At 36.5% G+C, this 14633-nt stretch carries 11 protein-coding genes and 1 tRNA gene; 8 read left to right on the top strand and 4 right to left on the bottom strand.

What is annotated here, in order from left to right; translation table 11 throughout:
• Positions 1 to 3 precede the first annotated feature (3 nt).
• The 3 genes from SKC38_RS05950 (at position 4) to SKC38_RS05940 (ending at position 3502) form a co-directional block, all read left to right on the top strand.
• Complete coding sequence (locus SKC38_RS05950) at positions 4 to 2004, top strand: ArnT family glycosyltransferase (RefSeq protein WP_377975982.1); 2001 nt, start codon at positions 4 to 6, stop codon at positions 2002 to 2004.
• An 88-nt stretch (positions 2005 to 2092) separates the two neighbouring features.
• Complete coding sequence (locus SKC38_RS05945; RefSeq protein WP_377975980.1) at positions 2093 to 3331, top strand: ABC transporter permease; 1239 nt, start codon at positions 2093 to 2095, stop codon at positions 3329 to 3331.
• A gap of 87 nt (positions 3332 to 3418) precedes the next feature.
• Positions 3419 to 3502, top strand: a tRNA-Leu gene (locus tag SKC38_RS05940).
• 35 nt (positions 3503 to 3537) lie between these two features.
• Here the strand turns inward: SKC38_RS05940 and SKC38_RS05935 are convergent.
• Positions 3538 to 5016, bottom strand: coding sequence for a xylulokinase (locus SKC38_RS05935; protein WP_377975978.1), 1479 nt, complete (start codon positions 5014 to 5016; stop codon positions 3538 to 3540).
• Between the two features lie 14 nt (positions 5017 to 5030).
• On the opposite strand from SKC38_RS05935, the gene SKC38_RS05930 reads away from it, so the two are divergent.
• Complete coding sequence (locus SKC38_RS05930) at positions 5031 to 5789, top strand: ATP-binding cassette domain-containing protein (protein WP_377975976.1); 759 nt, start codon at positions 5031 to 5033, stop codon at positions 5787 to 5789.
• Here SKC38_RS05930 and SKC38_RS05925 read toward each other — a convergent pair.
• Together SKC38_RS05925 and SKC38_RS05920 are read right to left on the bottom strand one after the other, a co-directional pair.
• Positions 5773 to 6543 carry a TatD family hydrolase gene (locus SKC38_RS05925; RefSeq protein ID WP_377975974.1) on the bottom strand — a complete coding sequence of 257 codons (771 nt, stop codon included), beginning with the start codon at positions 6541 to 6543 and terminating at the stop codon, positions 5773 to 5775. The two genes, SKC38_RS05930 and SKC38_RS05925, sit on opposite strands and share 17 nt — an antisense overlap.
• Positions 6540 to 7169, bottom strand: coding sequence for a polysaccharide deacetylase family protein (locus tag SKC38_RS05920; RefSeq protein ID WP_377975972.1), 630 nt, complete (start codon positions 7167 to 7169; stop codon positions 6540 to 6542). The genes SKC38_RS05925 and SKC38_RS05920 overlap by 4 nt, the downstream gene beginning before the upstream one ends.
• An 11-nt stretch (positions 7170 to 7180) precedes the next feature.
• Here SKC38_RS05920 and ruvC point away from each other — a divergent pair, with 11 nt between their 5' ends.
• Positions 7181 to 7756 (top strand): crossover junction endodeoxyribonuclease RuvC, encoded by a 576-nt coding sequence (ruvC, locus tag SKC38_RS05915; protein ID WP_377975970.1) that lies wholly within the window; start codon positions 7181 to 7183, stop codon positions 7754 to 7756.
• Here the strand turns inward: ruvC and SKC38_RS05910 are convergent.
• On the bottom strand, positions 7749 to 9671 hold the full coding sequence (locus SKC38_RS05910; RefSeq protein ID WP_377975968.1) for a thioredoxin domain-containing protein: 1923 nt from the start codon (positions 9669 to 9671) through the stop codon (positions 7749 to 7751). The two genes, ruvC and SKC38_RS05910, sit on opposite strands and share 8 nt — an antisense overlap.
• A 44-nt stretch (positions 9672 to 9715) precedes the next feature.
• Here SKC38_RS05910 and SKC38_RS05905 point away from each other — a divergent pair, with 44 nt between their 5' ends.
• From SKC38_RS05905 to SKC38_RS05895, 3 genes are read left to right on the top strand one after another with little or no spacing between them, the layout of a single operon-like run.
• Positions 9716 to 11287 carry an NAD(P)/FAD-dependent oxidoreductase gene (locus SKC38_RS05905; RefSeq protein WP_377975966.1) on the top strand — a complete coding sequence of 524 codons (1572 nt, stop codon included), beginning with the start codon at positions 9716 to 9718 and terminating at the stop codon, positions 11285 to 11287.
• Position 11288: 1 nt separating this feature from the next.
• A complete protein-coding gene (locus SKC38_RS05900; protein ID WP_377975965.1) occupies positions 11289 to 11852 on the top strand; it encodes an NUDIX hydrolase in 564 nt (187 codons plus the stop codon).
• Positions 11853 to 11861: 9 nt separating this feature from the next.
• A complete protein-coding gene (locus SKC38_RS05895) occupies positions 11862 to 14633 on the top strand; it encodes a DNA gyrase/topoisomerase IV subunit A (protein ID WP_377975963.1) in 2772 nt (923 codons plus the stop codon).

Here is a 14633-nt window from a genome sequence, read left to right as displayed (position 1 = left end):
TTGATGTTGCTAATCGTATTTATTTCTTATACTTTATTAAACTTTCGGATAGCATCAAAGGTATCGAATAAGCGTATTGAAGAAATTTTAATAACTGGAAATATATTTCAAGCCGCTAGTATCATAGTCAGTGGTTATATTCTTTCTGCTTTGAATATTTGGCACAGTGAAATAGCATGGTCAATCTTGCCATTTTTCATTTCATTTTTTATTTACTATTTATTTAAAGATGTTTTTTATTTACCGAAAACAGCATCCCAGTCGACTTTCAAATTAATAGGTTCAAGCATTCAGAAACTACATGAAGCTTTTATTAATCAAAGGAAAACAGAAAAAACACTATTTGCGGTTCTATTTATAGGGGTAGTGGTCGTATTATGTTCTCAATTATTTCTATTCTTCTCTGTACCTCCTAATGAGTGGGATAGTATGACTGGTCACTTAAATAGAATCTTATATTTTGTTCAGAATCATACGACAAATCATTTCATTGGTACAAATTGGAATATTGATACTTATCCAAAAAGTTTCTCCTCAATTCAGTTTTATCCATTCTTAATGACTGGATTTAATGAACATTTTTTTAAAATTCCCAATTTAATAGCGTTTTGGATATTGGCACTTTCCATTTATGCCATTTTAAAACAATTAAAATTTAATTTTAAATTAAGCCTTCTAATAGCTTGTTTACCCATTTTTACTCCAATTTTAATTATTCAATCGACTTCAACTGATACTGATATTGTCTTAGCATGCTATTTAAGTACCTGTGTATATTTTTTAATTAGATATCTAAATACGAAGGAGTCCTATTATCTGTACTTATTTTCATTTGTCTTTGCGATCGGATTAAGCCATAAGATTACTTGGGTTTTTTCTGTACCAAGTTTATTAGTTTTACTCGTTTATGTAATTACCCAAAATAAGCCTATAAGGACTCGTTTACTTTTTAAACATGGAATTGTAGGTATTGTATTTGTAACTTTAATAACACTCCCTACAGGTTACATTGCTAATTTAAAGTATTATAATCATCCCATTGGACCCGTAACAGCGACTAAGCATCAATCGATAGAAAGAGCTGGCAACTTCAAATCTTTACTATTAAACGGATCTAGGAATGTTGTCCGGTATACTTTCGACTTATTAAACTTAGATGGCTTAAGAAACATACCTGCCGTAGAAAAATTTCAAGATAAGATAAATGATAACTTTAGAAAAATAGATCAGTCATTACATTTAAACTTAGAAAATGAAAAAACATTTACAATAATTCCATTTTCATTTAATCGTCAATTTGAATTTGTGAATGGTACCCCCATTTACGGTAGCTTATTTATATTATTCTTAATTCCATCAATCGTTTTACTATTTTTAAGGAGAAGGCAACCGATTTTATACTTATTTTTCATAGCCTTTGTTCTACATTTCGCTGCTTTAGCTTTTACGGCCGCTTATGATCCATGGAAAGGAAGATATATGATAAGCTCTCTAGTCTTTTTATTACCCGTTTCAAGCATTTTCATAAATAAGTTAGTCAAGGCAAACAGGTACTCATTTTTACTTTTAGCTTACATATTGATTATTGCATCAGCTTGGTCTACGATCCTTTATCACGGACGTAGTGCTCTGATTTCAACCCATAACTTACCAACCATATGGGGTAAAACACGGATGGAATTATTAACTGTTTCGAGGCCTGATATAACGAAAGCCTATGCAAATTTTGACAAATTGGTACCTCAAAATGCTACGGTCGCATTGGCAACAATTAATGATGACTATGAATATCCTTTATGGGGTAAAAGATTTACAAGGAAATTGATTCCCATCAATCCTTTTGAACAAGGTTTGCAAGCAATTCCAAAGGAAGCTAATTACTTGTTCTTCAGTAAAAATGTTATCAAGCCGTTACCTGGTGATATTCGGTTAGGTACAGATACCACAATTCGCGAACACATCATTGTTCGTGGGGAAGATTATTATTTGCGCAAATTGAAATAGGAATATATGATTAGTGGATAATTTTCGATTACCACTGGTTTTATATACTTATATTTTCATGATACCTTGCACTAAGCAATTATAGCATATGAATATCAAAGAAAATATCGCAGAAGGTTTACGTTCAATCAAAGGTAATTTGCTTCGAACTGTTCTAACCGCATTGATCATTTCTCTTGGAATCACTTCACTTGTAGGTATTTTAACAGCCATCGATGGAATACAAAGTTCTGTTGATAATAGCTTCTCAGGTTTAGGAGCTAACTCTTTCGATATTCGAAATAGACCCGCCATGCAGGTTCGAAGAGAAGGGCAAAAAGAAAAACGATTTAAGAATATAGATTACCGACAAGCTGCTCGATACAAATATCTTTTTACTGCCAAAGGAAAAGTGTCTTTAAAAACCAATGTTTCCAATAATGCCATCGGTAAATACGAAAGCAAAAAGACAAATCCCAATGTTCGATTAATGGGAATTGATGATAATTTCATTGAATTAAAAGGCTATAAGATAGCAGATGGCCGTAATTTCTCAAGTAATGAATTCACAAATGCTGTCAATGTTTGTTTGCTGGGTGTAGATGTGATCGACCAATTATTTGAAAAGACTAACCCTATCAATCATGAAATCATCGTTAGCGGAATCAAATTAAAAGTGATTGGGGTTTTAGCTAAGAAAGGAAATATGATGGGTGGGGGAGATGACCGTGTTATCATGGTACCGCTAGAAACGGGTCGAAAAATGGCCATAGGCAAAAATTTAACCTTTGATATAACTACTTCATCAACTAAAGTTGACAATCTTGATGATTTCATGGAAGAGGCTCGCGGTGCCATGCGTAAAGTTCGTATGGATCCTATTGGAATGGAGGATTCCTTTTCTATTGACAGATCAGATTCTATTGCTAAGAGTTTTGAAAGTATAACATCAAGTTTGCAGCTAGGTGGGTTCGTAATTGGCTTTATCACTTTATTAGGTGCAGCAATTGCCTTAATGAATATCATGATGGTGTCGGTAACTGAAAGAACACGCGAAATTGGTATTCGGAAATCTTTGGGAGCAACACCCGCTCGTATCTTGCAGCAATTCTTAATTGAAGCAATTGTGATTTGTCTATTGGGTGGAATAGGAGGAATTGTTCTAGCTATACCTATAGGAAATTTAATTGCTCAAGGAATTAGTGCAGGAAATGCTAGTTTTATTATTCCTTGGTTATGGATGATGGTAGGAATAATAATTTGTGTGCTAGTAGGCTTATTTTCAGGAATTTATCCTGCTTTTAAAGCTTCCAAAATGGATCCAGTCGAAGCTTTGCGATACGAATAATCCATAAAATATTTTACGATTACTTGCTAAATCGTGAATAAAGGCATACTTTTGCATTGCAATTGAGCCAATTGGTTTGATTCAATTGCCCAGATGGCGGAATTGGTAGACGCGCTGGTCTCAAACACCCGTGGGTGCAAGCCCGTGCCGGTTCGACTCCGGCTCTGGGTACAAGCCTCTCAAGAAATTGAGAGGCTTTACCTTTTTTAGAGCTTTTGGTTTACTAATTCTTTCCAACTTTCATACGCAGTTTTCGTTTGCGACAATTCGGTTGCATTCGGGTTGATTGTTTTAATATGTTTAATATTGGCAACTGCCTCTCCTTCTGATTTATAATACCTTAGACCTAATCCAGCGCCTAATGCTGCACCAAACGCCCCGTCTGATTCTAATAAATCTACTGAAACATTAGCGGCATTGACGATTGTTTGAGCAAAGACATTACTTAAATACATATTAGCGAATCCTGCTTTTAATTTTGTTGGCTTTATTCCAGCATCCGCCAACATCTCTATGCCATATGCCATAGAGAAAGCAATTCCTTCTTGTGCTGAACGGATCATTTCAGCGCGACCATGCCGATTTAAATCTAAGTGTTCAAAACTGGCTCCAACCAATTTATTCTGAAAAATGCGCTCTGCACCATTTCCAAATGGAACACATAACAAGCCCTGTGACCCAATGGCTGTAGTTGCAGCCAGCTCATTCATTTGCACGTAATTAAGATCTGAACAAATCGTTTGCTTCACCCAACGATTTAAAATCCCCGTACCATTAATGCACATTAATACACCTATACGTTTAGCTTGTGTTGTATAATTCACATGCGCAAATGAATTGACCCGATTGTGCTTATCGTATTTAAGTTCACCACTAATACCATATACGACACCCGAGGTACCAGCTGTTGTGGCTATATCACCAGGTTGTAAAACTCCCAATGAAAATGCATTATTGGGCTGATCACCCGCCTTGTAGGTTACCTGAACCAGTTTGTTTAAACCTAAGGAATCAGCAACTTCTGCAACTATAGTTCCATGACTTGAAAAAACATCTTGAATAGACGGGAACAACGAATTGTCAAACTGAAAGTAGTTCAATACCGCTGAAGATATCGTATCAGATTGAAAATCATAAAAAATGCCTTCCGAAAGGGCAGAAGCTGTTGTTGTGAAATGTTTAGTTAGCCGACCAGCAATAAAATCACCTGGTAGCATAACATGCTTTATACGTGCATAAATTTCAGGTTGGTTTTCTTTAACCCAAGCTAATTTAGATGCGGTAAAGTTACCCGGCGAATTCAATAAATTAGTTTCACAATATGAACCTAAACTTTCATACGCTTTTTGCCCAATAGAAACGGCTCTTGAATCACACCAAATAATAGAAGGTCTTACTACTTGTTCTTCTGCATCTAAGACGACTAATCCATGCATTTGATAGGAAATACCAATGGCTGAAATATCAAGTGGATTATAGGTGTTACTTGCATTCGCTTTTAATATGGCCTGTTGTACACAATACCACCAATGTTCTGGATCCTGTTCGGCAAAACCTGGAGCCGGACTCGATATTTCATTTTCAATTTCCGGATACGAGGTTGAGTAAATTAATTGTTGGTTTGCAGCGTCAACTACACTAACTTTAATCGACGATGTGCCAACATCGATTCCACACAAAAGCATATTGATAGATTTAGATGTTAAAAATTTTCATACCAAGTTACCAAGTTAATCCTCATTTCGGTCTATCTAACGTAAAAATTGAGATAAAAGCTGGTGAAATTTACACGCTCGTTGGTAAAAGTGGCTCTGGAAAAAGCACAGTTGCTCATATAGTTGTAGGCTTAACCAAGGCAGAAGGTTCGTCGATATTAATTAACAAGAAAGAATTAAATGCAGGGGCCCTAGATAGATTAATTCCCCAATTTAAACAAGCAGGTTATGTTCCACAGAACTTGCATTTAAAACCTCATCATACCGTCTCTGCGTATTTGGATATGCTGTTCCAACGATTAACCGAAAAAGAACGACATAAAACCATTCAACATTATTTAAGACTTTTTCATATTCAACACCTTTTGCATGCGAAAATCATTCAATTGTCGGGAGGGGAGAGACAAAAAATTGCATTAATTGAGGCGGTGAGCCAGCCTATTGAATATTTAGTCTTAGACGAACCCTTTAGTCAATTAGACACCGAACAAAAAATTGAATTCATCCAAATCATTCAGGATTTAGTTGCTTATAAGCAAATCCCATGTTTGTTAATAAGTCATGATTTAGTTGACATTATTAAAATGAGTAACAAATTGGGAATAATTGAAAAAGGAAAGATTGCCTTTCAAGGTGATTGGGATAATTTTTGGGGCTCTACAAATAAAATCGCTCTCCGACTAAAACAAGCCATGTTAAATTGGAAAATTGAAACAGATACGTTGCTTAATAACCTGAAATAAGCTTCAATTGATTAGCATTTGCATCAGTTATTTGAATAAGCTCACCGAGTGATACTTGATATAAATCAGTTAATTTTTGAGCAATTAAAGGGATATATTTTGGTGTATTTGTTTGTCCTCGAAAAGGAACAGGAGTTAAATAAGGTGCATCAGTTTCCAAAACGATATTAGAAAGCGGAATATCTTTAATATCATTGAATAAAGTCGTGTTTTTATAAGTTATTACCCCACCAATACCCAATGTAAATCCCAAATCGACTAAGGTCTTCGCTTCTCGGGCATCACCAGAAAAGCAATGTATAATTCCTTGAAGCGATTTGTATTCTGACTTCTTAAGTATTTGAATTATATCGGCATAAGCCTTTCTGCAATGCACATCAATCCATAAACCTTGTTCCATCGCCCAATGACACTGCGTTTCAAAAGCAGCTATTTGTTCTTGCTTAAAAGTGATATCCCAATAATAATCCAATCCAATTTCACCGATCGCTAAAACTTTTCTTGATGCTAATATTTTAGCTAAGGAATTTAATTCTTCCAAGTAATTTTCTTTCACATAAGTTGGGTGTAAACCAATCATCGGCAATGCAAAATCAGGAAATTCTTCTGCTAATTCAACTAATTGCTGCCAAGTTGAAAGATCACAATTAGGTAACCATACCTCTGTTACACCAACAGCCTTAATATCAGTTATATGTTGTGTGATATCCGCTTTAAAGATCGGATCGTAAAGATGTGCATGGGTATCAATCATAGTAATTCAGGCTTAAAATTCTGTTGGCGACAATAATCTAATAAAGCAGGTAGTACAATTTTCAATCGTGGAAAGGCTTTTACACTATCGTGAAATACCAAAATTGAACCTGGTTTAATATGTTTAATTCCTGCTTGAATAATAGAAGATGCAGTTAAATCTTGGTTGTAATCGCCACTTAGAAACGACCACATATAAATAGGTGTGGTCAATGTCATATTTTGGTAAATAAATGAATTAATGCGTCCGTAAGGAGGTCTAAAGCCAACAGATTTGATATTCATTTGATCAAATACCTCTTCGCAATCGATGTAATTTTGCTGATAATCATCTATGCTATATTTCCATGCATTGGCATGATTCATCGTATGGTTGCCAATATGATGACCATTCGCTTGAATTTGTAAGGCAATCTGAGGATTCGCAACTACATTTTTACCAATACAAAAAAATGTAGCTTTCGCTTCATATTGAGCTAAACAATCCAACACAAAATTGGTAATTTCAAGGGTTGGTCCATCATCAAATGTAAAATAGACCGCATTATTTTTTTCCCCCACAGGATTTGACCAGATAAGTTTGGGTAGGAGTGTGGGGACAATACGCGGGATTTGATGAATGAACATAATTGAATAATATGACGCAAATTACAAACCTTGGTGCAGAAAAAATAATTCTTGGGATTGATCCAGGAACACGTTATTTGGGATATGGCTTAATTCGCATTACGCGTGACAAAGTTCATGTATTGCAATATGGAGTATTGAATCTGACAAAATACACAACCCAAGGTGCCAAATTCCTGAAAATTCATGAACGTGTTATGGGGATTGTGGAAGAATTTATGCCTGATGAAATTGCCATTGAGTCGCCTTTTTTTGGAAAAAACGTGCAATCGATGTTAAAGCTTGGCCGAGTACAAGGGATGGTCATGTCCATTTCATTTTCCAAAGAAATTCCTATTACAGAATATGAACCTAAGAAAGTTAAACAATCCGTGACGGGTAATGGAAATTCATCCAAAGAGCAAGTAGCTAAAATGGTTGAAATCATCAGCGGAATTAAACTTGATGGCAAATTACATGATGCGACAGATGCCCTGGGAATTGCCATTTGTCATCACTTCCATAATAAGAACATCAGTTCATCTGTAAAAGGTACACAGAAAGGTTGGGGCGCTTTCGTAAATGAAAACCCAGATCGCATCAAATAGTTGCCAATTGTTTTTTTAATGAATCCACATCTTCGCAAGGGGCTAAGCAATGGTCGCCTATACATACCAAGATGTTTTCTTTTAATTCATGCATCGGAATTAAAATAGCATTTAAACCGATTAAATCAGATCGTTTGATTCGCACGGGATTAAATTTAATAATCGCCTTCGGATTTTCAATCCATGTCGAATATACTCGCAACCAATTAGCAAAATAGATTGGATTTGCTTGTGCTTGTTCGAGAATGGCGGCCAACATATCTTTTCCTTGTAATGTACAAGCTACATTAGCATCTAAAAAGCCCATCCAAAGGTATAATTCGCAGACCATGGAATTTGCTGATGGGCAAACGGAATCCAAAATTTCAAATTTAGGTGCGATTAATGTGTCATTTTGATTCGAATGGAAATTGAATAAGGCATGTTGTTTCGTGTGAGAGGCTTCAATCTGCATAATCAATTGACGGGCAACTTTCAGATATTCCTCTTTTCCACTCAATTCAAAAGCTTTAACAAGTGCTAAACCTAAAGCTGCTTTGTCATCTAGAAATGCATAGATCGGTTTATCTGAAAAAGCTAATTGATGTAACACATTCTCTTGTCCAAAAGGAACAAATGCTGATATCAGTTGATTCAAGTGTTTAAAAGCACCATCTAATATCATTTCGTCTTTTAAAATGGCGCCAGCCTCTAGAAGTCCCAATGATGTATACGCATTCCATGCCAACAATTGTTTGTTATCCGTCGCAGGGCGAACGCGTTTTGACCTTACTTGATGTAATGCAGTAATTTCAGCTTGGTATAAGTCATTCAAAAGAGCATCCTTTTTAAATAGTATATTATATCCATGCTCCCAGTTTCCCAGTTTGCTCAACGAATAAGCCTTATAAAAATCCGAATGTTTATTATAAGGAATAATTGCATTTAACTCTTCAAAAGTCCAAACATAAAACAAGCCTTCCACACCCTCGCTATCCGCATCTAAAGAGGCATAAAAAATATCATTCTCACCTTTCAACTCACGATTTAAAAAATCGATGCTTTGCTTGACCACTTCTTTATATACAGGATTATTAGTCCTTTGGAAAGCAAGCGCATACACACGAATTAATTGACCATTATCATACAACATTTTTTCAAAATGCGGACAAAACCATTCTGAATCCACAGAATAGCGTGAAAATCCACCACCTACTTGATCAAAAATTCCACCACTAGCCATTTTGGTTAATTGTAAATCGGCTAATGAATCAAGTTCAATATCCATTAATAATTTCTCAGGGACTTGTTCCAACAATAACATTAAAGAGGGTATTGGAAATTTAGGTGCCTTATGCGTCCCACCAAAAACAGGATCTAAACCCGTTTTAATTTTAGCGAGTATTGAAGGAATCAGAGGGCCAATATTCGTTAATTCTAATGGATATAATCCAACATCAGTACCCTGTAAATTAGCCGCAAACCCGTCAGCCGATTGTTGCAACTCTGTTTGATGCTCGGAAAATGCACGTTGTATCGAATTCAACAATTGGATCCAATTAGCTTTTGGAAAATAAGTCCCCCCATAAAATGGTTTTTGATCTGGCATCAAAAATACATTGAGCGGCCAACCGCCTTGTAAACCCATGGCATGCAAGGCATCCATGTAGATATAATCGATGTCGGGTCTTTCTTCCCGATCAACTTTGATACATAAGAAATGAGAATTCATTAGCTCAGCTACCTCTAGATTCTCAAAGGATTCATGTTCCATCACATGACACCAATGACAAGCAGCATAGCCAATACTTAAAATGATTGGCTTATTTTCGGTTTTGGCTTTTGATAAAGCATCTTCGCACCAAGGAAACCAATCCACAGGATTGTTTCGATGTTGTAATAAATAGGGGCTTACTTGGTTTTGAAGCTGATTCATTCAATTGTTAGAAATAGATTAGTAAATTTGTACAAATTAATCCAATGCCTGAATATAAATCCTTCGTACTTGATCCTGCAGTAGCCAATTCACCTGAATTGTTACATGAATTTTTAATGGCTGAATTAGGTGCAAAGCTATTAAATTCGAGTCAGTATCGCATCGAAAAAAAATCAATTGATGCTAGAAGTAGACAAATTAAGGCTAATATCAAAATTGGTTTTTATCCCAAAGACCATAACTTTCAGTTAGATCTTTCTGATCGATTGCGCTTACCAAAGCTAGCAACAAATGCTAAACATGTGATCATAATTGGAAGTGGTCCAGCTGGGCTATTTGCTGCAATTAAGTTGATAAGATCAGGTGTTAAGCCCATTGTTTTTGAGCGTGGGCATAATGTTCGAGACAGAAGAAGGGATTTAGCGGCAATTAACCGACATAACATCGTTAATCCAGATAGTAATTATTGTTTTGGCGAAGGTGGGGCAGGTACCTATTCGGATGGCAAATTATATACTCGCAGTACGAAAAGGGGGGACATTGATTCTGTTTTGGAAACTTTTGTTGCTTTTGGGGCACATGCTAATATCTTATATGAAGCACATCCTCATATTGGTACCAATAAACTTCCGGGAATTATCGAAGGAATGCGAAATGCAATCATTGATGCTGGGGGAGAAGTTCACTTCAATACCCGCGTAACTGATTTCATCATTGAAAACAATCAGCTACAAGGAATCGTATTAGCTGATGGCACAAGCCATGGTGCAAAACATATATTGTTAGCGACTGGCCATTCTGCACGTGATATTTTCGAATTACTACAGTCAAAAAATATAGCTATTGAAGCAAAGCCTTTTGCAATTGGTGTTCGAATCGAGCATACTCAAAAAATGATTGATTCTAGTCAATATAAATTGCCTGTTAGGCCCGATTTTTTACCTCCTGCATCCTTTAGTTTAGTAACCCAAACGAAGTATAAAGGAATTCAACGAGGAGTTTTCTCCTTTTGTATGTGCCCTGGAGGGTTTATTGTTCCATCTGCAACGGAACAAAATCAAGTTGTCGTAAATGGAATGTCACCATCTCGACGTGATTCTAAGTATGCTAACTCAGGTATTGTTGTAAGTATTTTACCAGAAGATTTAGCGCAGTATAAAGAATTTGGTCCTTTGGCAGGCATGCATCTTCAAGAACAGTTGGAACAAAAAGCACACCATTTGGTAGGAGGGACCCAACAAGCCATTTCGCAATTAACTGGGGATTTTATCAAGCGGAAAGCTAGCCACACGAATCATGACACTTCCTATGTTCCAGGATTACAACCAGGTGAAATACGTGATTTCTTACCTGATTTCATTTCTGAACCCTTATCCATGGGTTTACAAGATTTTGACCGAAAAATTCGAAATTTCAGTAGCAATGTAGGTCAATTAATCGGCCTAGAAAGTAGAACCTCATCACCAGTTAAGATTCCGAGAGACCGCGATACGTTAGAACACCCAGTTTTAAAAGGCTTGTATCCATGTGGCGAAGGTGCAGGTTATGCAGGGGGAATCATGTCGGCAGCTTTAGATGGCATTCGCTGTGCCGAGGCAATTGTGTCGGCTATGTAATATGAAGAATCCTTTTGACCGATTGAAAGAAATTCAGACTCATATTAGACAAAATGAGCTTATACGACAATCGTCCAAGCATGCAGCTGTTGTTGCAATTATTATTCAAGAGCCTGATCAAGAGACTAAAATTGTTTTAATTAAGCGTAATACTTATGACGGTCACCACAGTGCACAAATGGCATTTCCGGGAGGCAAACAAGATGAAACGGACTTGAACCTAAGACATACCGCCATCCGAGAAGTAGCAGAGGAAATCGGGATACAATTAGCTGAAGATGATTTAACGGAGCTAGAACCGCATTGGGTAGAGGTATCAAATTTCTGGATTCAGCCCTATTACATCATTCTAAATAAAAACCTCAGCTACCAAGTAAATAAAAGAGAAATTAGTCGTATTTTTGAAATACCTGTAGCTTTTTTCAAACATCCTGATGCGATGGACTTTCATGAACTGCAGTACATGAATGAAGCCGTAATCGCACCTCGATTTTATTATGAATCGGAGGAAATTTGGGGAGCTACGGCGATTATGTTGTACCAATTAATTCAACTATTAGATTAACAAATACCAATGAGTGAAACGACAGAAGGGGCATTACAGAATCAAATCGCCGTTGCCGGCATGTATGAAAATTGGTTCCTTGAATATGCCTCATACGTTATTTTAGAGCGTGCCGTTCCAGCTGTAGAAGATGGACTTAAGCCCGTTCAACGACGTATTCTTCATGCATTAAAAGAAATGGATGATGGCCGTTTTAATAAAGTTGCAAATGTTATCGGTCAAACGATGCAATATCACCCACATGGGGATGCGTCTATTAATGATGCATTGGTTAATCTAGGACAGAAAGATTTATTATTTGATTGCCAAGGAAACTGGGGCGATAACCGTACAGGGGATAGTGCTGCGGCAGCTCGTTACATCGAAGTTCGTTTATCTAAATTTGCGAATGATGTAGTATTCAACAACCAGACTACTCGTTGGCAATTATCTTACGACGGCCGTAAAAAGGAACCGATCACATTACCCATTAAATTTCCATTGCTTTTAGCACAAGGAGTAGAAGGTATTGCTGTAGGTTTAGCTACAAAAATCATGCCTCACAATTTCTGTGAGATCATTCAAGCATCCATAGATTTATTAAATAACAAGAAAGTTATTTTATATCCTGATTTCCAATTAGGTGGAATGATTGATGTATCAAACTATAACGATGGATTACGTGGTGGAAGAATTCGCGTTCGAGCAAAGATTGAAGAATTTGACAAGAAAACCCTGTTAATCAAGGAGATACCTTTTGGAACAACAACAACTTCTTTGATTGATTCGATCATCAAAGCGAACGATACAGGTAAAATCAAGATTAAAAAAGTAATTGATAACACGGCTAAGGATGTTGAAATTCAAATTCAACTAGCACCGGGAATTTCGCCAGACGTAACAATAGATGCTCTATATGCATTTACGGATTGTGAAGTATCTATATCACCTAATGCCTGTGTCATTGTTGACGAAAAGCCACAATTCATAGGTATTGCTGAGATATTACGCGTCAGTACGGATCAAACGGTTGAATTGCTCAAACAAGAATTAGAAATTCGCCGCAATGAATTAATGGAGCGCTTATTGTTTAGCTCTCTTGAAAAAATATTTATTGAAAATCGGATTTATCGTGATATTGAGGAATGTGAAACCTTTGAATCTGTTATCGCGATGGTTGACAAAGGTTTAGAACCCTACAAAAAGGATTTTTATCGCGAAATCGTAGAAGAAGACATATTACGCTTATTAGAAATTCGTATTAAGCGTATCTCTAAGTTTGATAGCTTTAAGGCTGATGAAGCGATGAAGCGTTTGCAAGATGAATTAGCAGAGGTTGAGGATAATTTAGCTAACCTCATTCGCTATTCAATTGATTACTTCAAGCATCTGTTACAGAAATACGGCAAAGGCAGAGAGCGTAAGACAGAAATTCAAAGTTTCAATACCATTACAGCTACGGTTGTGGCCCAGGCAAACCAAAAGCTCTATGTGAATAGGGAAGATGGCTTCATCGGTTATGGCTTGAAGAAGGATGAATTTGTCATGGATTGTTCTGACATCGATGATATTATCGTATTCCGACAAAATGGAACTTGCGTCGTGACAAAAGTGCAGGAAAAAGTATTCGTAGGGAAAGACATCTTATACGTTAGCGTATTCAAAAAGAATGATGACCGTAAAGTATATAATGTCGTTTACTTTGATGGGAAGACTGGAGTTTCCTATGTGAAACGATTTAAGGTAACATCTGTAACACGTGACCGCGAATACAGAATTGTTAGCCAAGATAATAAATCGAAAATTTCTTACTTCTCTGCGAATGAAAACGGGGAAGCTGAGGTAATTAGTATCAATTTAACTGCCAATTGTACAGCTAAGAACAAGCAATTTGATTATGATTTTGCTAAACTAGCAATCAAGGGACGCGAATCCCTTGGGAATGTTTTAACGAAATATCCAGTTCGGAAGATTGTTCAGAAAAGTGCTGGAGTTTCTACATTGGGCGGAGTCGATATTTGGTATGACCCTACAATTGGCCGACTTAATAGAGACCAACATGGTGACCATGTAGGTAATTTTGAGCCAAATGATAATATTTTGGCCATCTATAATTCTGGTAATTATGAGTTAACCAATTTTGAACTTACTAATCGCTATCCGGCAGAAGAAATAGCACTTTTAGCTAAATTCAATCCGAATGGTATTATATCTGCTATCTATTTTGATGGTTCAAATAAAACGCATTTCATTAAGCGTTTTAAAATTGAGACTTCAACAGTTGATAAGAAGTTCTTGTTCATTTCAGATCATAAGGCATCTAAATTGGTTGCTTCTAGCATAAATTATGCACCCAATGTTCAGATAAAGCATAAGCCTGATGGCAAAACTTCTGAAATTGAGTTAATCCCAATTGATGAATTAGTTGACGTAAGAGGTTGGAAGGCAATAGGTAGTAAACTAAACTATCCCAAATTAACTGATGCGCAGTTTATTGATACGGAAGTAGTTATGCCCGAGTCAGAAGAACTGACTCAATCACCAATTAACGAAGTGGAAGAAGATGAGTCTACTGATAAAGAAACATTGCCAGTGGTAGAAGTTGAATCTATTCCAGTTGTAGAAGAGCAGCAAGAAGATGCGCCAGAGGAACCGGAAACAATTGTTGTGGGACAAACAATTACCTTAGAAGAGGAGCCAACTGAATCTAAAAGTGAAGATATTCCTTTAGAAATCAAGAATTACCCAACTGAACAAATTCTAAAGGATTCTACTAAAGGTGAACAACTTGGCTTATTTTAA

This window comes from Aquirufa echingensis (genome assembly GCF_042714525.1).
Taxonomy (GTDB): Bacteria; Bacteroidota; Bacteroidia; order Cytophagales; family Spirosomataceae; genus Aquirufa; species Aquirufa echingensis.
Note: the sequence above shows the minus strand (reverse complement) of the source record. Positions and strands in the feature narration are given on the sequence as shown.